The following is a 17,624-nucleotide window of genomic DNA, read 5'->3' as shown; positions in this document are numbered from 1 at the left end:
TGTTCTTCCGCATTGGTTCCGGGCACGGGCGAGTTGTCGGGTCATTGCGTGAGATGCCGGTCCGCAGGACCAGGACTGCGGGGCGCCGGAACGGGGCGTGCGGCCCGGTCGGTTGACCGATTTTTTTCGTCGGCCGGGAATCTTCGTGACGTCTCGTTCGTCCTTGTCCATGCGAGATGGGGGCGGAATCGGCCACACGATGCGCACTGCGCGTCCGGGCCGCGTAAAACAGCGCAAGCCGGGCAGCCACTGGGAAGCCGAATCTTCGGGCACCGGGGTGAGTGGTCTGCCGGCGGTGGGGAGGGACACAGTGATGGGGACAGCGGAGCGAGCGCGGGTGCACGGGCCTTCGGCGCACACGAGCGGGCGTACGGGGCTGCCGTCCTACAAGCCGTTGTGGGTCGAGGAGCCCGCGCGGCGGCGCAGGCTGCCCGATCCGGTGCGTTCGGCCGCCGTGCGGGCGGTGCTGATCGTCTCCGTGACGCTGATACAGGCCGTGGTGGCGTTCCTGTTCAGCGTGTCCGGGTCCTGGCTGGCGTTCCCGATGGTCCTGAGCAGCGTGGCCAGCACGGTGGTGGCCACATGGGCGGCGCTCGACGTGTGGGTGACCCGCCAGGTGTGGAACCAGCGCGACGGCGTGGTGTCGGTGCCCAGCAGCACCGCGCGGGCCCGGCGGCGCGAGCGGCGCCAGGCACGGCGGGAGGCGCGGGCCGCCGAGCGGGCGCAGAAGCGGATACGCGGCCGGGGCGGCGCGGGGCGGCTGTCGCATCCGTAGGGTGACCGGCCGTCGGCGTGCGACGGCCGGTCGAGTGGCCAGACCCGGTTCGAGCCGGGCCAGTTCAGCGGCCCGGTCGAGTCGGGCAAGCGCACCGGCCAGGTTCGGGCCGGGCCAGTTCAGCAGCCTGTCGAGTCGGGCCAGCGAACCGGCCGCCCGTTCGGGCCTGCCAGGCCCTCAGGCCGGGCGCTTGAACATGCGGGTCGCCGTGATCTCGCTGTGCACCGCCTCCCCCGCCGGAGTCTGCTGCGGCAGCCCCGGCCTGAGGTGCTCCTCCACGCTGATGTACTTCAGCCCGGCCCTGAGGTCGGCGTCGTTGCGCAGCCGGATGACCAGGGGGAACTCCGCGAGTGCCGTCGTGTCGAACAGGCCGGTGGTGTAAAGGAGCTGCACACCCAGGGCGTCGGAGACGGCCCGCTGAAGCTCCAGCAGATACGTGGCGTTGGCGCGGCCGATCGGGTTGTCCAGGAAGAGCGTGCCCGCGTGGCGGTGCTTGTCGCGGCCTCGGTCGTTCGACCTGAGGGCAGCCATCGTGCAGTACAGGGCGATGGCCGCGGTGAGCAGCTGGCCACCGGAGAACACGTCGCCCATCTGCCCGACGGGAACCCGCTCGGCGCGCAGTACTGCGTCCGGCTTGAGGATCTCCACGGCGACGCCTTTGGGCTGGAGCGCCGCACCGACTCCGCGCAGCAGCAGGGACATGCCGTCGCGCCGCAGGTCGGAGTTCTTCTTCACGGCGGCGCGGGTCGCCTCGTCGATGACCTCGCCGAGCCGCTCCGTGAGGGTGGCCTGGTCGGGCTCGTCGAAGCGGATGCGCAGGAACTCCTGCCCGGACCACTCGCCGAGCCCTTCCGGGAGGCGGGACAGGCGCTGGGCCGACCTGAGCGTGGCGAGCGCCGACTCGACCAGTCCGCGCAGCCGGTCCACGATCGAGTCCCGGTTGCGTTCCAGCTGGGCCAGCTCGTCGGTGAGCACACGGAGGCGGGGCGCGAAGGCCTCGGCCCACTTCTGGGCGTGCTCGGGCAGGGCGGAGGCGGGCAGTTCGCGGATCTGCTGCCTGGCGGGGGTGCGCACCTGCTCGTAGCGGGTGGAGTTGGCGTGCCGGACCAGGACGTCGCCGGCCTCGCGGACGGCGGACTCCGCGGCGGACAGGTCGGCGGCGCAGCCGCGCAGTGACCTGCGGGCCTCGGCGGCCGCCTGCCGGGCTCCCTCCGGGCTGCCCGGGTACGGCTCGGGTTCCTCCTGCTCCTCGTCCCCCGCCGGCTCGCGCAGCAGGTCGCGCAGCATGGCGGCGATCTCGTCGAAGCCTCCGGCCGCGTCCTCGGCGGCGCGGTGGGCCTCCAGCAGTCCGGCGTGCGCCTCGCGGGCCTGGTCCAGTGCCTCGGTCCGGGAGGCGAGCTCGGCGGTGGCGGTGCGCAGCAGGGCCTGTGCGTGTTCGGCGTCGCGCGGGAGCAGTTCGTCGGGGAGTCCGGTGTGCGCCTCGGCGTCCTCGGGCGCGTGCCGCTCGGCCTCGCCGCGCAGCCGGCCGAGCTGTTCGCTCGCGGAGGACATCCGGGTCTCCAGGAGCTGCACCAGCTCCTCGGCGCGGGCGGCGGCGGCCTGCCGGGACGGCCCGTCGGAGCCCTCGAAGGACTCCAGGAGTTGTGCCGCGCGGGTGCGGACCTTGTTGCTGAGTCGGTCGAGTTCGGCGCGGGCGGCGCTCTCGTCGCTCTCCGCCCGGGCCTGCTCGGCCCGCAGGTCCGCGCCCACCCCGACCTTCTCGTACACCTGGGAGGCGGTTCGATAGGCCTCGCGCAGGGCGGGCAGGGACACCTTCGGCGCGTCCGCGTCGCTCTCCGGGACGTCGTCGGGGGCACCGGCGATCTCGGAGCGCTCGGCGCGCAGCGCCCGTGCGGTGCGGCGGGTGTCGTCGGCGGCGCGCTGAGCGGCGCGCCGGTCCTCGTCGGCGGCGCGGGCGCGTTCCAGGCAGGCCTGGGCGCGGGCCTCGGACTCGGGGACCTCGTCGGCGAGTTCACGCAGCCGGGCCTGCCAGCCGGCCCGCTCACGCAGCCGGAACGCGAGTCCGGCGAGGGCGTCGGCTGCGCGCCGTGCCTTCTGGGCGGCCTCCTGCCGTTCGTCGCGCTCCTGGGCGACCTCGGCGGCAGCCTCGTCGGCCTCCGCGCGCAGGCTCCGTGCCTCGGCCAGCTCGGCCTCGGCCTCCTCGGCGAACACACGCGTGTCCTGGGCGGACTGCGCCAGCTCCAGCAGCCGGCCGGCGGGGCAGCCGGTGCGCCAGGAGGCGAGCCGCGCCGCCAGCTCCCGGTCCTTGCCGAGCCGGGCGGCGAGCCGGCGGATCTCCTCGTCCCGCTCGGTGGCCCGTACGCGCAGCGCCTGCCGTTCCTCGTCGGCCGCGAACTCGTCGTGCATGGCCGGGTTCGGCGGGACGAGGAAGACGTCGCCCTCGGGCGCGCCGTCGGCCGGGGTCGGGGCGAGCAGCGCGGCGGCGGTGCCGACGGCCACGGTGGAGCGGGGCAGCAGGGCCGCGTCCGAGAGGGCCGCGCGGGCACGCGCGTGCGTGTCCGGGTCGGTGATGATCACGCCGTCGACCAGCTCGGGCCGGGCGGCCAGTACGCGCGCGTGGTCGGCGGGGTCGACGGACTGGGCGAGGTAGCGCCAGCCGGGCAGCGCGGGGATGCCGTGCTCGCCGAGGAACTCCACGGTGGCCAGGACGTCCGGGCCGGGCGGCAGCAGCCCGCCGTCGCCGAGCGCGCCGAGGATCCGGGAGTCGTCGGCGGCGGCGGTCCGCAGTTCGAACAGGTGCCGCTCGGCGGAGGAGACGGTGCCGTCGAGCAGTTCGCGCAGCTCGTCGGCGAAGCGGTCCAGGTCCTCGGGAGTGAGCGTGCCCTCGGACCCGGCCGGGTTCGTCACCTCGGCCCCCTGTCCCGCGGGGCCGTCCGGCGCCTCTGCGGTGCGGTGGGCCGCCTCGGCGCCCGAGGCGGCGGCGCCCGTGGTGTCCGGTCCGGTACGGGGCGCCGGTACCGCTGCCCGCGCGGTCGCGCTCGGCAGGCTCAGCAGTTCCGCGAGCCGCCCCTCGGCCGCCAGCGCCTCGGCGATACGGCGTTCGGTCTCGTGAGCGCGCCGGGCCGCCGTCGCCGCGTCGGCCGCGCGGGCCGCGGTGAGCTCCGCGCGGGACTCGGCCGAAGCGGCCTCCCGCGCGTGTTCCGTGGTCTTCCGGGCGGCCTCACGGGCCTGGTCCCAGGCGGCGACCGCGGTCTTCTCCGCGTCGCTGGCGGCCAGGGCCGCACGGGCCGGGTCGGCGTCGGGGGCGCTGTCGTCCAGCCAGCCCGCGCGGACGGCCTCGGCGGTCTCCTGCTCGACCTCGGCGAGGCGCTGGCGCAGATGCCCGGCCTCGCTGCGGGCGCGCTGCGCCTCGGTCGCGGCGGCGGTCTGGTCCCGGTACGCGGACTCGCTGACGTCCTGGAGCTGTGCGGACCGCTCCTCCCCCTCGTTGGCGAGGGTCTCGGCGCTCTCGGCGGCGGCGTGCAGGGCCCGTACGAGGTCGGTGGCGGCCTTGGCGCGCGCGGCCAGGGCCGGGGCCGCGTCCCGTTCGGCCTCCTGGATCGCGGCGGAGACACGGGCCACGCGGTCGGCGGCGGCGCGGTGGCGCAGCACGGCCTCGGCGGCCTGCCACGCCGAGTACAGGGTGCGCGCGTCGGCGAGTTCCCGCTTCTGCGCGGCCGCGGACTTCTCGGCGGCGGCGAGGGCCAGCGACGCGTGCCGGTAGGCGAGTTCGGCGGCGATCAGGGAGCTGCGCTCGCGGCCTCCCTCGGAGTGGGTGACGGCGTAGGCGGCGGCGGTGACGCGCTGGGCGAGGTCGGCGGCCCGGATCCGCTCCCGCACCGCCCGGGCGGACAGCCGCCGTGCCAGCGTGCGGGTGCGCCGCTCGGCCGTGGTGTGGATGTCACGCGCGTGCGTACGGGCCTCGGCGGCCTCCACGATCCGGCCGAGCAGGTCGACCGAGCCGGCGGTGAAGTCCCGTTCGGCGATCAGTTCGGCACGCCGGCCCAGCTTGTTGCCGAACCCGCTGACCAGGTCGGCGAGCCCGTCGGTGTCGCGGGTGTCGGTGACCGCGCGCAGCAGCAGGTCGGTGAAGTCGGAGTCCTTCTTCACCGCGAACAGGCCGGCCGCCTCGCCCTCGTCGGCGTTCATCTCCCGCTGGTAGCGGAAGAGTTCGGGGTCGAGGCCGAGGTCGCCCAGGTGCTCGGTCCAGCGCTCGTGGATCTCCTCGAAGTGGACCTCCAGGTGCGGGTACGTCTTCCCCGCCTCGGTGATGGCGTCCCGGAAGCCCTTCATGGTGCGGCGGCGGCCCCGCGCGCCCGACTGGCCCTCGGCGGAGGGCCGTACGGAGGTGGCCTCGGCGACCGGGAGGTTGTCCAGAGTGAGGCCGGGTCCGGGCCGGAAGGAGTACCAGGCTTCGGCGAACTTCCGCGGGTCGTTGGAGACTTGGCGCCCGCGCCACTCGCTGGCCTTGCCGACGACGACGCACTCGCCGGTCTGCACGTGCTGCCACTCCAGGGCCACGTGCCCGCAGTCGTCGGCGAGCAGGAACTTGCGCAGCACGCCGGAACTGGCGCCGCCGAGGGTGTTGCGGTGGCCGGGCAGCATCACCGAGAAGATCAGCTTGAGCAGCACGGACTTGCCGCCGCCGTTCTCCAAGAAGAGCACACCGGCGGGGGCGGGCCGGCGGGGCGGGCCGACCGGCTCCTCCGCGAAGAACTCCGCCTGGATGGGCGCGGGGTCGGGCACCGGCCCGCCCACGCCCCGCAGGTCAAGCACGGTGTCGGCGTAGCGCGCACCGGCGGGCCCGATGGAGTAGAGGCGGACCCGGGACAGCTCGTACATGGCGGACTCTCGTCAGTCTTCTTGCAGTGGGGGGTGGCGGGCTTCGTGCGGACGGGGGTGGCGGGAGGCGGCGGGGCCTCGGACCTCAGGAGTGGAACGGCAGCCCCGCGTCGGCCACCAGGTCCAGGTCGTCGGTGTCCTCGGCGGGCAGCAGGCTCGGGGTGCCGCCGGTGACCGGGACGACGCCCAGTTCGAGGAGTTCGGCCAGGGCGGCGCTGCCCGCCATGTCGCGCACCTGGAGCTGGTAGCGGGCCGTCGTGCGGTACGTGCCGCCGCTCTCGTCGCCGGTGCGCTGGAGGAATCCTGAGTCGGTCAGGAACGCCAGGGCCTTGGCCACGATGCCCGTGGTCGAGGCGGCCGGGCGGCGCGCGTCCTTGGTGGCGCCGGTCGCGCTGCGTCTGGCCCAGATCCGCCAGGCGGCCTCAAGCCCGGGCGCGTCGGTGGCCGGGTCGGTGTTCTCGCCCTGCTGCTCGGCGCGTTCCTCCAGGCGGCGGCAGGCCTGGCGGACGAAGGCGTCGACGCCGTTGACGGTGACGCGCCCGATGTAGCCGTCGTCGGCGAGGTCCTCGGGGCGCGGGAACGCCAGGGCGGCGACCGCGAGGTGGGCCAGTCCGTGCAGGAAGCGGTCGCCGGAGTCGGCGGCCGTGCGGCGCGCGTAGTCGCTCATACGGACGGCGAACACCGAGTCCTCGGCGGCGGTGACCGCCATCCCCGCGCGCGGGGACACTTCAAGGACGACCAGCCCGAGTCCGGCGGCCACGGCGTCCGCGAGCCGTGCGAACGCCGGGTCCTCGCGGTGGCGGCGCAGCAGATCCGCGTACTCCTGGTCGCGGGCGGGCTGCAGCTTGGGCTGGAGCCCGAAGGCGACGAGCCGGGCCGCGTCGGCGGCGTCGGCGGGTGTGACGGCGACCGCCGTGGGCGCGCCTGCGGCTTCCGGCTCACTCCGGTCGACGTGCTCGGTCACGGTTGGGGCTCCTTGCTGGGGTGTCGCTCGTACGTACGGTTGCCGGCGGGGCTCACGCCGCCTCCGTCCGGTCGGCCGCCATGCCCGCCGCGTCCAGCAGTGCCGTGCCGACGATGAGGTCGGCGCCGCCGAACTCCTGATCGTCCAGTTCGGTCCCGTCGTCCACGGCGAACAGCAGCTTCTCCTCGCCCTGCCGGTAGGCGGTGCCGACCGGGGGGCTGGCCGCGTGGACGGCCAGCAGGGCGACCAGGTACGGCAGGTCGGGGTCCTTGTCGCGGGCCTCGGCGAGCAGGCCCGACAACCGCCGGGGGGCGTCGGCCGGCAGGTCGAGGAGTTCCCTGGCGGCCGCGAGCTGCTCCTCGCTGAACCGACTGTCGTCCGGGGTGGCGATCAGGTCGGGTTCGGGCATCTCGACGCCCAGGTGCTCCCGCTCGACCGGCGGCGTCAGCAGGATGTCCACGAGGTCGGCGACGCGGACGGACACCGGAGTGCGCAGCCCGGTCCCGCGCGCGAAGAAGGCGTCCGTGACCCGGATCGCCTGCTCCAGCGGCAGCGGGAGGGTGGGCGCGAGCAGATGGCCGTAGAGGTCGGTACCGGAGGTTGTCAGCGGGGTGGCGAAGGCCTGCCGGTCCTGCTCGGCGCGGAACAGGGGGCCGGCATCGAGGAGCCGGGACTGCAACTGGGTGTGTCTGCGGATGCAGTCCTTGACGATGTCGACCAGTTCGGCGGCGCGGCGCTTGTGCTCGGGTTCCTCCGACTCGTCGCGCGCCTTGCGGATGTTGGTCAGGATCGCGTTCTCGTGGCGGTAGCGGTCGGCGACGTGGTCCAGTGCCTCGGCGATCATGTCGGGGACCGCGCCGAGCCAGTCCACCGCGCGGACGTTGCGCCGGGTCGCCTCGAGGGCCCTGCGCAGGGTCTCCGCGTACTGCACGGTCCGGTAGCGGGCCTGTTCGGCGGCAAGCTGCGCGTCCGCGAGGCGGCCCCGGCTGATCAGCACCTCCAGCTTGACCTCGGCGGCGATCTGGGCGCTGGTGACGTCCGTGTCGAGGGCGCCGACGAGGACGTTGACCGCCTCGTCCGTCGTGCGCAGGTAGACGGTGCCGCCGGGGCCGGGGACCTCCTCGACCAGCTTGAAGTCGTAGTCGCGGCGCACATACGTGCCGTCCGGGCCGAAGGTGCCGTACACCGCGCGGAAGCCGCGGTCGACGCTGCCGACGTTGATCAGGTTCTCCAGGACCCAGCGGGCCACGCGCTCGTGCTCGCCTGCCGGGCGCCGCGGGGCCTGTGCGGCGACGCGCGGGACGAGCCGGGCCACGACCTGGTCGTGGTCGGCGCCGGTGTCGAAGTCCATGTTGAGGGTGACGAGGTCGATGGCGGCGAGCGCGACCTCCGCCATGCCGTACACCGAGTACTCGCCGGCGAGATTGGCCTTGCGGGCGTCCAGGTCGTGCAGCGGCGCGGTGCAGGCGAGCGCGCGCAGCCGCCGCGCCAGCCCCTCGTCGGCGGCCGGCCCCAGGGCGGGGCGCGGCCCCGCGCTGAGCTGGGGCGGAACGCTGTCCGTCGATGCAGGCGAAGTCACGGTGCACAGATTAGGTCCTTGGTCCGACAAGGATCCAAACGGCGCGGACGAGGCCGGCGCCGTGCGTCTTCGCACCCGCTCTCGGGCGCGCCCGGAGGACCGATCCGGTCGCGGCTGGGGCACGGCCCGTCGGCTGCCGTCGGCCGGGTCGGGTCGCCCGCGACGAGGCGGGCGAGGGCGGCGCGGCGTCCACTGGAGACACCGGCTCGTCCGCGCGGGGTCGAGGCATGAGCCGTGACGCACGACACCCGGCCCGTGCGTGAGCCCCGGCGCGGCTCCCGGTCCGGCTCAAGCGGGTTCAGGCTCGGGCCGCTCCGGTACCGCCAGCGCCGCCAGCGCCGCCGACACCGATGCCGACGACCGCAGGTCGAGGCGGGTGCTGGTGCCGCGGGCCCGGTGGTGGAGTTCGTCGGCGGCCAGGGTGAGGAGCTGGGGCAGCAGGTCGGTGCAGCGGCGGGCCACCCAGCCGGTGCCCGCCGTGGCCAGCCACCACAGGCTCGCCGACCTGGTGGGCGCGGGGAACTCCGGCTCGGGCGAGGGGGCGGGTCCGTTCGCCATGCCCGTCTCCGCGAGCAACGCGTGGAAGCGGACGGCGAGTTGGCGGTGCCCGCGCTCCCCCGGGTGCAGCCGGTCCGCGCTCCACATCGCGCGGTCGGTCAGCCACCGGCCCGCGTCGGCGTGCAGGTGCACGGCCCCGTACCGCTCCGACAGGGCGTGCACCACCGTGTTGACCGCACGCTGCCGCCGGGCCAGCGGGCGGGCCAGCGCGCCGGGCAGGCCGAGCATCGCGCCGGGGTCGGGCAGACAGGCCGTCAGCAGGACCGCGCCCCGGCGCGTGAAGGCCGCGTAGACCTGGTCGAGTCGGGCTGCCACGGCGTGGATGTCGAAGGTGCGGCGCAGTGTGTCGTTGACACCGACGACGACCGACACGACGTCCGGGCGCAGGTCGAGCCCGGCCGGAGTCTGCCGCTCCAGCACGTCACGGGTCTGCGCCCCGCTGACCGCCAGGTTGGTGAACTCCACGCCCGTGGGCCGCTCGGCGAGGCCACCGGCGAGCAGGGCCGCCCAGCCGCGCCATCCGTCGCCCGTGGGATCGCCGACGCCCTCGGTCAGCGAGTCGCCGAGGGCGGCGAAGCGCACGGGTCTCATGCCACGCCCTCCGACTGCGGGCGCCGTGCGGGTGCCGGGACGTCGTGCGCGGCGAGGAACGCATCCACGGAGGCCGTCCACCCGAAGCACTCCGCACGCGCGCGTGCGGCCTCGCGCCGCTCCCGCTCCGGGCGCGCCAGCAGGCCCTCCACGGCGTCGGCGAACGCCTCGCCGTGGTCGGCCGCGGTGTCGCCGGCCGAGCCGATCACCTCGGGCAGCGCGGAGGAAGCGCTGGCCACCACGGGGGTGCCGCAGGCCATCGCCTCCAGCGCGGCGAGCCCGAAGGTCTCGGCCGGCCCGGGTGCCAGGCACACGTCGGCGCAGGCCTGGAGCGCGGCGAGCCCGCCGCGGTCGCGGACGTGCCCGAGGAAGGTGACCGGCAGCGCCCGCTCGCGGGCCCGCTGCTCCAGGCGCGCCCGCAGCGGACCGTCCCCGGCCACCACCAGTACCGCCCGCCGTCCGCGCCGCAGGAGCGCCTCCAGCGCGTCCAGGGCGTTGCCGGGCCGCTTCTCCACGGACAGCCGGGAGCACATCACCAGCAGCGTCTCGTCGTCGCGCGCGTGCCGGGCGCGCTGTGCCGCGTCCCGCAGTGCGGGGTGCCGCTCCACCAGGTCGACGCCCAGGGGCGCGCGTACGACGTTGCGCGCGCCGACGCGCACGAACTCGCGCTCGGCGAACTCGGTGGTGCACACCACGCGCGCGTAGGTGTGCGCGGTACGGAGGTTGAGGGCGTCGGCGGCCCGCAGGGACAGGGCCTGCGGCACGCCCCAGGTGCGCAGCACACCGTCGGCGGTCTCGTGGGACACCATCACGGCCGGGACCCGGGCGCGCCTGGCCCACTGGCCGGTCCACCGCAGCGTCGTGCGGTCGGAGACCTCGAGGCGGTCCGGTGCGAGCTCCTCCAGGAGGGAGGCGACCAGCCGCCTGTTTGTGAGGACGCGGTAGCCGCCGGTGCCGGGCAGCAACGGCCCGGGCAGGGTGATCACCCGGCCCTGCTCGGTCTCCTGGTCGGTGTGGCGGTCGCCGGGGACGATCAGCACCGGTTCGTGGCCGGCCGCCTTGTAGCCCTTGCCGAGTTCGCGCAGGGCGGTGCGCAGTCCGCCGGAGGCGGGGGCGACGAAGTTCGCGAGCCGCACGAGGGTGAGCGGAGCGGTGCTCATGCCGCCACCGCCGTCCGCCGGGAAGCGAGCACGTCCTCGTAGTGGTTGATGAGCTGGTCGCCGATCGCCGCCCAGGTGCGCCCCTCGACCGCGGTGCGGCCGGCCGCGGCGAGCGATGCCCGCAGCGCCGGGTCGGCGGCCAGCGCCCACACGGCGTCGCGTACGGCGGCCGCGTCGCGCGGCGGGACCAGGAACCCGGTGCGACCGTGGTCGACCAGGTCGAGCGGGCCGCCCGCGGCGGGTGCGACGACGGGCACCCCGGAGGCCATGGCCTCCTGCACGGTCTGGCAGAACGTCTCGAAGGGCCCGGTGTGCACGAAGAGGTCCAGCGAGGCGAAGACCCGCGCGAGGTCGTCGCCGGTGCGGCGGCCCAGGAAGACGGCGCCCGGCAGGGCCTCGGTGAGCTGGGGCCGGCTGGGCCCGTCGCCCACCACGACGACCCGTACGCCGTTCATCCCGCAGACCCCGGCGAGCAGTTCCACCTGCTTCTCGGCGGCGAGCCGGCCGACGTAGCCGACGATCAGCTCACCGTTCGGGGCGAGTTCACGGCGCAGTGCCTCGTCGCGGTGCCGGGGACGGAAGCGGACGGTGTCCACTCCACGGCCCCACAGCCTGACCCGGGGCACGCCGTGCGCCTCCAGGTCCTGCAGGGCGGCGCTGGAGGGGGCGAGTGTGAGGTCGGCGGCGGCGTGGACGGAACGGATGCGCCGCCAGGCGGCCGCCTCGCCGGCGCCCATGTAGGTGCGGGCGTAGCCGGCGAGGTCGGTCTGGTAGACGGCGACGGCGGGGATGCCGAGCCGGGCGGCGGCGGCCATGCCGCGGACGCCGAGGACGAAGGGGCCGGCCAGGTGGACGAGGTCGGCGCGGTGCTCGGTTAGCGCCGCCGCGACGCGCCGGCTGGGCAGGGCGACGCGGACCTGGGGATAGCCCGGGAGCGGGAGGGAGGGGACGCGGACGACGGGGCACGGCGCGAGGGCGTCGGGCCCGGTCGAGGCGGCGGTGGCGGGAGCCACGACGAGGGGGGCGTGACCGCGATCGACGAGGTGCCGGGCGGTCTGGAGCGCGCAGTGGGCCACGCCGTTCACATCGGGGGGAAAGGATTCGGTCACGATGACGACACGCATACCGGTGTTGTCGCCGTGCCGGACGTGCCCGCGTCAACGTGGATCTTTCCTGGCGTGGAACGTCCCATGAGCGTTGGGCTGTGCGGCCCTGTGGGACCGCCCCCGGCCACGCGCTCCTGGCTCCCGGGTCACCGGGGGTTCACGCGGCGGGCGCGTCCGGTCCGATCCGGCTGCGTACGGCGGTCTGGACCTCGTCCTCCTCGGCCGGGTCGGCGGCGAGCCTGCGCAGTCGCTCGACGACGCGCGTGTCGCCGGTCTCGGCGTGCCGGGCGGCGATCTCGCGGGTGGTCTCCTCGCAGTCCCACAGGCACTCGACGGCGAATCCGGCGGGGAAGGAGGGGTCGGTGGCGGCGAGGGCGCGGGCGGCGCGGCCGCGCAGATGGGAGGAGGCGGTCTCGCGGTAGATGTGGCGCAGGACGGGCGCGGCGCAGGTGATGCCGAGACGTCCGGCGCCGTCGACCAGGGTCCACAGGGTGGGCGCGTCGGGGCCTTCGCCCCGGACCGCCTCCCGCAGGGCGGCGAGGACGAGGTCGCGGTCCCGGACCGTGCCGCGGCAGGCGAGCACACGTCCGGCGGCGGCGCCGAGCGGGTCGGGGCGGCGGGCCCAGCCGCGCGCCCGGTCGACGGCGGCGGCGCCGCGCATGCGTTCGAAGGCGTCGACGGCGGCCTCCACCACGGTGGCCGAGCCGTCGGACACCGCGGACTCGATGAGGTCCGGGGCCTCGGGGTCGTCGCCGTCGGCGAGGTAGCGCAGGGCGGTACAGCGGGCCGCGTCGGTGCCGGCCCGGGCGGCGCGCAGGATCTCGGGCCGGTCCTCGGGTCCCGCGACGGCGGTGAGGCAGCGGGCGGCCGGGACATGGCGGGCCGCGCCGCGTTCGGCGCCCTGCTGGGCCCAGTCGAACACCGCCTGCACGCTCCACCCGGGCCGGGGTCCGGCGGGACGCATCTGCCGCTGCCAGAGGTCGAAGGAACCTGTCTCGTGCGCGGCACGCACGCGCGTGGCGACCGACTCGCGTGGGTCGTCGGCCCACAGCCGCCACGGCCGGGGCTCGAAGGCGTCACGCACCGCGGCGGCCAGCTCGGCCTGGCCCTCGGCGTCGGTGGAGAAGCGCGCGAGGACCGGCGCGGCGAGGGCACGCAGCCCCGCGTCGTCGTCCCTGAGTGCCAGTTCGTCCAGGGCCCAGGCCCAGTTGGCGCCCGTGGCGGCGTACCGGCGCAGCAGGGCGAGCGCGTCGCGCCTGCCGTAGGAGGCGAGGTGCCCGAGCACGGCGAGGGCGAGTCCGGTGCGTGACTCGTCGGTGTCGAGAGCGTCCTCGGGGTCGAGGAGGTGCTCCTCGATCCGGTCCAGTTCGCCGTCGAGGTCGAGGAAGAGCCGGGCGTAGTAGAGGGAGCGGTTCTCCACCTGCCAGTCGTGGCGGGGGTCGCCCAGCACGCAGTGGTTCAGTGCCGCCAGCGCCTCGGCGCGGGGGGCGGTGAGCGCGTGCAGCGTGCCGTCGCCGCGGCCCCGCTGAAGCAGGCCGAGCAGCGTACCGCTGGGCGCTATGACCGGATCGAACATGGGAAACAGCCTCACATCAAGCGTCGACGCAACCGGGGATCTCGCACTACCTGGCCGCGCGACAACACGTCGGGGCGCCCGCCGTCCGCTGCTTGCTGTAGACCATCTTCCTCTGCCTCTCGTCGGTGGCCCATGCGGGCCGGATCACGGCCCACGCGGTGCGGCAACACCTGCCCAGCCATCGCGTCCGTGAACCACGACGTCATGATGACCCGGCGCCCGCGCTGCCGCGACCGAAATTTCCGGCGGCCCCGTACCGCCTCCCCCGTTGTTCGTGTCGTTCCTGGTCAGGAGGGCCGAAGCGAACTGCTCGCGGCCCGGGGATCAGTTCTCGCCGAACATCTCCAGGAGCTCCGCCCTGCCGAACATCCGGGCCGTGTCGACGGCCGAGGGGGTGCCGGCGGACGGGTCCGCGCCGCCCTCCAGGAGGGCCTTGATCACTTCCTGCTCGCCCTTGAAAACCGCTCCGGCGAGCGGGGTCTGGCCCCGGTCGTTGACGCGGTCGGCGTCGGCGCCCCTGGCCAGCAGCGCGCGGACGGCGGCCGCGTGGCCGTGGTAGGCGGCGAGCATCACCAGGGAGTCGCCGCGGTCGTTGGTGAGGTCGGCCGGGACGCCCGCGTCGACGTACGCCACGAGGGCCTCGGTCCGCCCCTGCCGGGCCAGATCGAAGATCTTGGTCGCCAGCTCCACGACCTCGGGGTCGGGGGCTTCACTCATCGGCCGGACCGCCTCTCACTGCGAACGTTCGGTACTGCGGGGAGCAAGCGTACGGCGGTCCGCGCTGGTCGGCCGTACGGGTGAATCGCCAGCGTACTGGCTTGTGCGCCACATGACCGGGGGTGCCCGAGGTAATGATCACCACGGACACGGTCGGACGCCACAGTGCCGCTCAGGTACCCCAGGGGACTCCGCCAGCCGAAGGAAATCGAACGAAATTCACCCATTTGCACCTTTTGTCATATGGATACATGCTGTGATGCTGGAAGAACCTAGGGTGACTGTCCCCACTCGACACCAGGAGACCTCCCATGATCCTCTCCGTCTCAGGCGTGATCCTGTTCGGCATCGTCACTGTCGTCTTCTTCCGCAAGGACGGACTGAAGCCGTCGCACGCGTGCGTGTCCGCCATGTTCGGCTTCTACCTCTCGAGCACGGCCATCGCCCCGAGCATCAAGGCCGGCGGCGAGAGTCTGGCGAGCCTTCTGGGCGGCATGAGGTTCTGACGACGTCCGTCCCTCCCGTACGCACCTCCAGGAGGCAGCAGTGGCCCGGCGCCCCCTCCCCCGCATTCTGAGCACAGGCAGCGCGCAGCTCACCCGGAGCCGGGAGCTGGCACGGACGGCGGCGGACAGCGCCACCGACGTCCTCCACCCGCTGATCACCATCACGCGTGGTCTGCGCCGGCTGGCCTCGGCCGGACGGCGCAAGTGGTCGGACACACCGAAGGACCGGCGCGGCCCGCTGATGTTCCTCGTGGCGTCGCTGTTCCTGGTCGTGGCGCTGGTGCCGTACGGCCCGCTGCTCGCCGCCATCGTGCTCATGGCGGCAGCGGCCTGGCACGGCCGCGACCGCACCCCGCCGAAGCCCGAGGGCCCGGACGAATCGCGCGTCCAGCGACTGACCTCCCTGTACGAGGCCCTGGTTCCCTACTTCTCGGCCACCGAGGACCCGGCACCGCTGTACGCGCACGGCGGCGCGTGGGAGAAGGCGTTCCCCGTCTTCGAGTTCGACGACTCGGGGCGCGTGCGCCACCTGGCGATCCGGTACCCCGCGTACTTCACCGACGGCGAGGCCGAGTCCCGCGCGCGGATCGAGCACCTGCTCACCGTCAAGGCCGGCCGCGGCCGCGAGTACCTCTTCTCCTGGGACGAGGAGGGCAACCAGCTCACCTTCACCGCGCTCGCCCCGCTGCCCACGGACATCGCCGCGCAGCGCTTCGTCACGGCGCCGGGCGAGACCGTACTCGGCTTCACCGACCCCACCGAGGTCCAGCGCACGCTCCCCCTCGGCTACGGCGAGGAGCAGCGCGACGTGCCGCCGGTCGTCTGGCGCACCGGCCTGCGCTCCACCGAGCCGCACCTGCTGGCCCTGGGCCCGGCGGGCAGCGGCACCTCGACGCTGCTGCGTTCCATCGCGCTCCAGTCCCTCCAGCACGGCGACGTACTGATCGTGGACGGCGGCGCCACCGGCGAGTTCGCCTGCCTGACCGGCCGGGACGGGGTGCTCGCGGTCGAGTGCGGGCTGGCCGGGGTGCTGGCGAGCCTGGAGTGGGCGGCCACCGAGACCGAGCGCCGGCTGATCGCCGTCAACCGCGCGCGGCAGGCGGGCCATCCGCCGCCGGAGGACACCAGGCGGCCGCTGTGGCTGCTGCTCGACCGGCCCACCGCGTTCACGCACCTGGCCGCCGCGGACGGCCGCAAGGATCCGCAGGCGCTGCTCCAGGTGCCGCTGCGGCACGGACGCGCGGTCGGCGTGGCGGTGGTCCTGGCCGAGCAGTTCGACTGCGCGGAGGCGCTGAGCGACGCGGTACGGCAGCACACGCGCGCGCGTGTCGTGCTCGGGCCGGCGACGGCGGAACAGCTCAAGGCGGTGCTGGGGGCGCCGCCGCACACGACGCCGCCGCCCGTCGTCCCGGCCGGACGCGGGTACGCCCGGCTGGGGACGAAGCCGGTCCACCGGCTCCAGGTGCCTGCCACGCCCGACCCCTACGACGACGCGACGAGCGACGCCCATCGGCAGGCCGTGCTCGATCTCCTGCCGCCGAAGACCACACCGGCCGACGGGGAGCGGGTTCCGGAGCCCCTGGAGGCCGTGACGGAAGCGGTCGCGGAGCCCTCGTGAGGGCCCGGGCCCTCACGGGCCCCGAGGAGCCGCACGCTCAGGCGACGAACGTGCGAGGGGACTCGCTCCCTCCGGAGGTTCCCGCCTCCACCAGCCGGGCCGCCGCCGCGAGGCGTGCCGCCGCCTCCTCCGCCACCGCTCCCGCGACCGTGAACGGCAGCCGGACATAGCCCTCGAAGGCCCCGTCGACGCCGAAGCGCGGGCCGGAGGGGACACGGACGCCCACCCGCTCGCCCGCCTCGGCGACGCGGGAGCCCGAGAGGCCGCCGGTGCGCACCCACAGCGTGAGCCCGCCGCCGGGCACCTCGAACTCCCATTCGGGCAGCTCGCGCCGGACCGCCGCCACCAGCGCGTCCCGGTTGTCGCGGGCCTGGCCCCGCCGGACCTCCAAGGCCTCCTCCCACCCCCCGGTGCTGAACAGCCAGTTCACGGCCAGTTGCTCCAGCACGGGGGTGCCCAGGTCGGCGTAGGCCCGGGCGGCGATCAGGCTGCGGATCACGTCGGGGGCCGCCCGCACCCAGCCGATACGCATCCCGGCCCAGAAGGCCTTGCTGGCCGAGCCGACGGTGATCACCGTGGATCCGGCCGGGTCGAAGGCGCACACCCGCCGCGGCATCTCCAGCCCCGGATCCAGGTGCAGCTCGCTCATCGTCTCGTCGACGACGAGCACCGTCCCCGCCGAGCGGGCCGCCTCGACCAGCCGGCGCCGCTGCTCCTCGTCGGCGAGCGCGCCGGTCGGGTTGTGGAAGTCGGCGACGACGTAGGCGATCCGGGGCGCGGCCTCCCTCAGCACCTGGCGCCAGCGGTCCAGGTCCCACCCGGTGAGTCCCTCGGCCATGGCGACGGGCACGAGGCGGGCGCCCGCCTCCCGCATGAGCTGGAGGATGTTGGCGTAGGACGGCGACTCGACGGCGATGCGCTCGCCGCGGCCCCCGAAGAGGTGGCAGATGGCGTCGATGGCGCCCATGGCACCGGTCGTCACCATGATCTGCTCGGGCATGGTGGGGATCCCGCGGGCGGTGTAGCGCTCCGCGATCATCGACCGCAGAGCGGGCAGCCCGGCCGGATAGTCGCCGTGGGTGTGGGCGTACGGCGGCAGTTCCTCCAGCGCGCCCTGCACGGCGCGGGTGAGCCACGGCTCCGGGGCCGGCAGCGCCGCGGTGCCCAGGTCGATCACCGAGCCCAGTGCCTCAGGCGGCAGGGGTTCCAGTCCCCGCGCGGGCAGCGGATTCCCGGCCGGTACGGCGGTCCAGCTGCCCGCGCCGCGCCGGGACTCCAGGAAGCCCTCGGTGCGCAGGGCCTCGTACGCGGCGGCGACCGTGGTGCGGCTGACGGAGAGGGACAGGGCGAGTTCGCGCTCGGCGGGCAGCCGGGCGGCCACCGGAACCCGCCCTTCGAGCACCAGCAGCCGGATGCCGTCGGCGAGCGCGCGGTAGGCGGGCGGGCGGCGTGAACCCGGGCCCGCCGGGCGTTCCTGCTGGGACTTGAGCAGCCGAGCGAGCTGCGCGGCTCCCACCGCCGAGGTCCACTGCGCCATGACGACCAGTCCACCTTCCTCGAATTGGCCATGGATGGAACATCTCCCCCCGCCAC

Annotated in this window: 12 protein-coding genes; 3 read left to right on the top strand and 9 right to left on the bottom strand. The window is 74.9% G+C overall.

Annotation, left to right across the window (positions count from 1 at the left end; all coding sequences use genetic code 11):
• The first annotated feature begins 313 nt into the window (after positions 1 to 313).
• Positions 314 to 775 (top strand): hypothetical protein, encoded by a 462-nt coding sequence (locus tag CG719_RS08805; protein ID WP_234375488.1) that lies wholly within the window; start codon positions 314 to 316, stop codon positions 773 to 775.
• 177 nt (positions 776 to 952) lie between these two features.
• Here CG719_RS08805 and CG719_RS08800 read toward each other — a convergent pair whose 3' ends face one another.
• The 8 genes from CG719_RS08800 to CG719_RS08760 form a co-directional block, all read right to left on the bottom strand.
• Positions 953 to 5,656, bottom strand: a complete 4,704-nt coding sequence (locus CG719_RS08800; RefSeq protein WP_100567948.1) for a hypothetical protein — start codon at positions 5,654 to 5,656, stop codon at positions 953 to 955.
• Between the two features lie 85 nt (positions 5,657 to 5,741).
• Entirely contained in the window at positions 5,742 to 6,620 is an 879-nt protein-coding gene (locus CG719_RS08795; protein ID WP_100567947.1) for a hypothetical protein, read from the bottom strand.
• A gap of 52 nt (positions 6,621 to 6,672) precedes the next feature.
• Positions 6,673 to 8,199, bottom strand: a complete 1,527-nt coding sequence (locus tag CG719_RS08790; protein WP_100567946.1) for a hypothetical protein — start codon at positions 8,197 to 8,199, stop codon at positions 6,673 to 6,675.
• Positions 8,200 to 8,487: 288 nt separating this feature from the next.
• Positions 8,488 to 9,348: an SGNH/GDSL hydrolase family protein gene (locus CG719_RS08785; RefSeq protein WP_100567945.1), complete on the bottom strand. Its 861-nt coding sequence runs from the start codon at positions 9,346 to 9,348 to the stop codon at positions 8,488 to 8,490.
• Complete coding sequence (locus tag CG719_RS08780; protein ID WP_100567944.1) at positions 9,345 to 10,508, bottom strand: glycosyltransferase; 1,164 nt, start codon at positions 10,506 to 10,508, stop codon at positions 9,345 to 9,347. The genes CG719_RS08785 and CG719_RS08780 overlap by 4 nt, the downstream gene beginning before the upstream one ends.
• Entirely contained in the window at positions 10,505 to 11,632 is a 1,128-nt protein-coding gene (locus CG719_RS08775; protein WP_100567943.1) for a glycosyltransferase family 4 protein, read from the bottom strand. The genes CG719_RS08780 and CG719_RS08775 overlap by 4 nt, the downstream gene beginning before the upstream one ends.
• Positions 11,633 to 11,771: 139 nt before the next feature.
• Positions 11,772 to 13,190 (bottom strand): hypothetical protein, encoded by a 1,419-nt coding sequence (locus CG719_RS08770; RefSeq protein WP_100567942.1) that lies wholly within the window; start codon positions 13,188 to 13,190, stop codon positions 11,772 to 11,774.
• A gap of 324 nt (positions 13,191 to 13,514) precedes the next feature.
• A complete protein-coding gene (locus CG719_RS08760; RefSeq protein ID WP_100567940.1) occupies positions 13,515 to 13,907 on the bottom strand; it encodes an ankyrin repeat domain-containing protein in 393 nt (130 codons plus the stop codon).
• 311 nt (positions 13,908 to 14,218) lie between these two features.
• Between CG719_RS08760 and CG719_RS08755 the strand changes: the two genes are divergently transcribed.
• Complete coding sequence (locus CG719_RS08755; protein WP_100567939.1) at positions 14,219 to 14,413, top strand: hypothetical protein; 195 nt, start codon at positions 14,219 to 14,221, stop codon at positions 14,411 to 14,413.
• Between the two features lie 40 nt (positions 14,414 to 14,453).
• On the top strand, positions 14,454 to 16,031 hold the full coding sequence (locus tag CG719_RS08750; RefSeq protein WP_100567938.1) for a hypothetical protein: 1,578 nt from the start codon (positions 14,454 to 14,456) through the stop codon (positions 16,029 to 16,031).
• Positions 16,032 to 16,068: 37 nt separating this feature from the next.
• Here CG719_RS08750 and CG719_RS08745 read toward each other — a convergent pair whose 3' ends face one another.
• Positions 16,069 to 17,568, bottom strand: coding sequence for an SCO1417 family MocR-like transcription factor (locus CG719_RS08745; protein WP_100567937.1), 1,500 nt, complete (start codon positions 17,566 to 17,568; stop codon positions 16,069 to 16,071).
• Positions 17,569 to 17,624: the final 56 nt, after the last annotated feature.

The sequence above is a fragment of the Streptomyces sp. CB01373 genome, from assembly GCF_002803075.1.
Taxonomy (GTDB): domain Bacteria; phylum Actinomycetota; class Actinomycetes; order Streptomycetales; family Streptomycetaceae; genus Streptomyces.
This window is presented reverse-complemented; position numbering and strand designations above follow the sequence as displayed.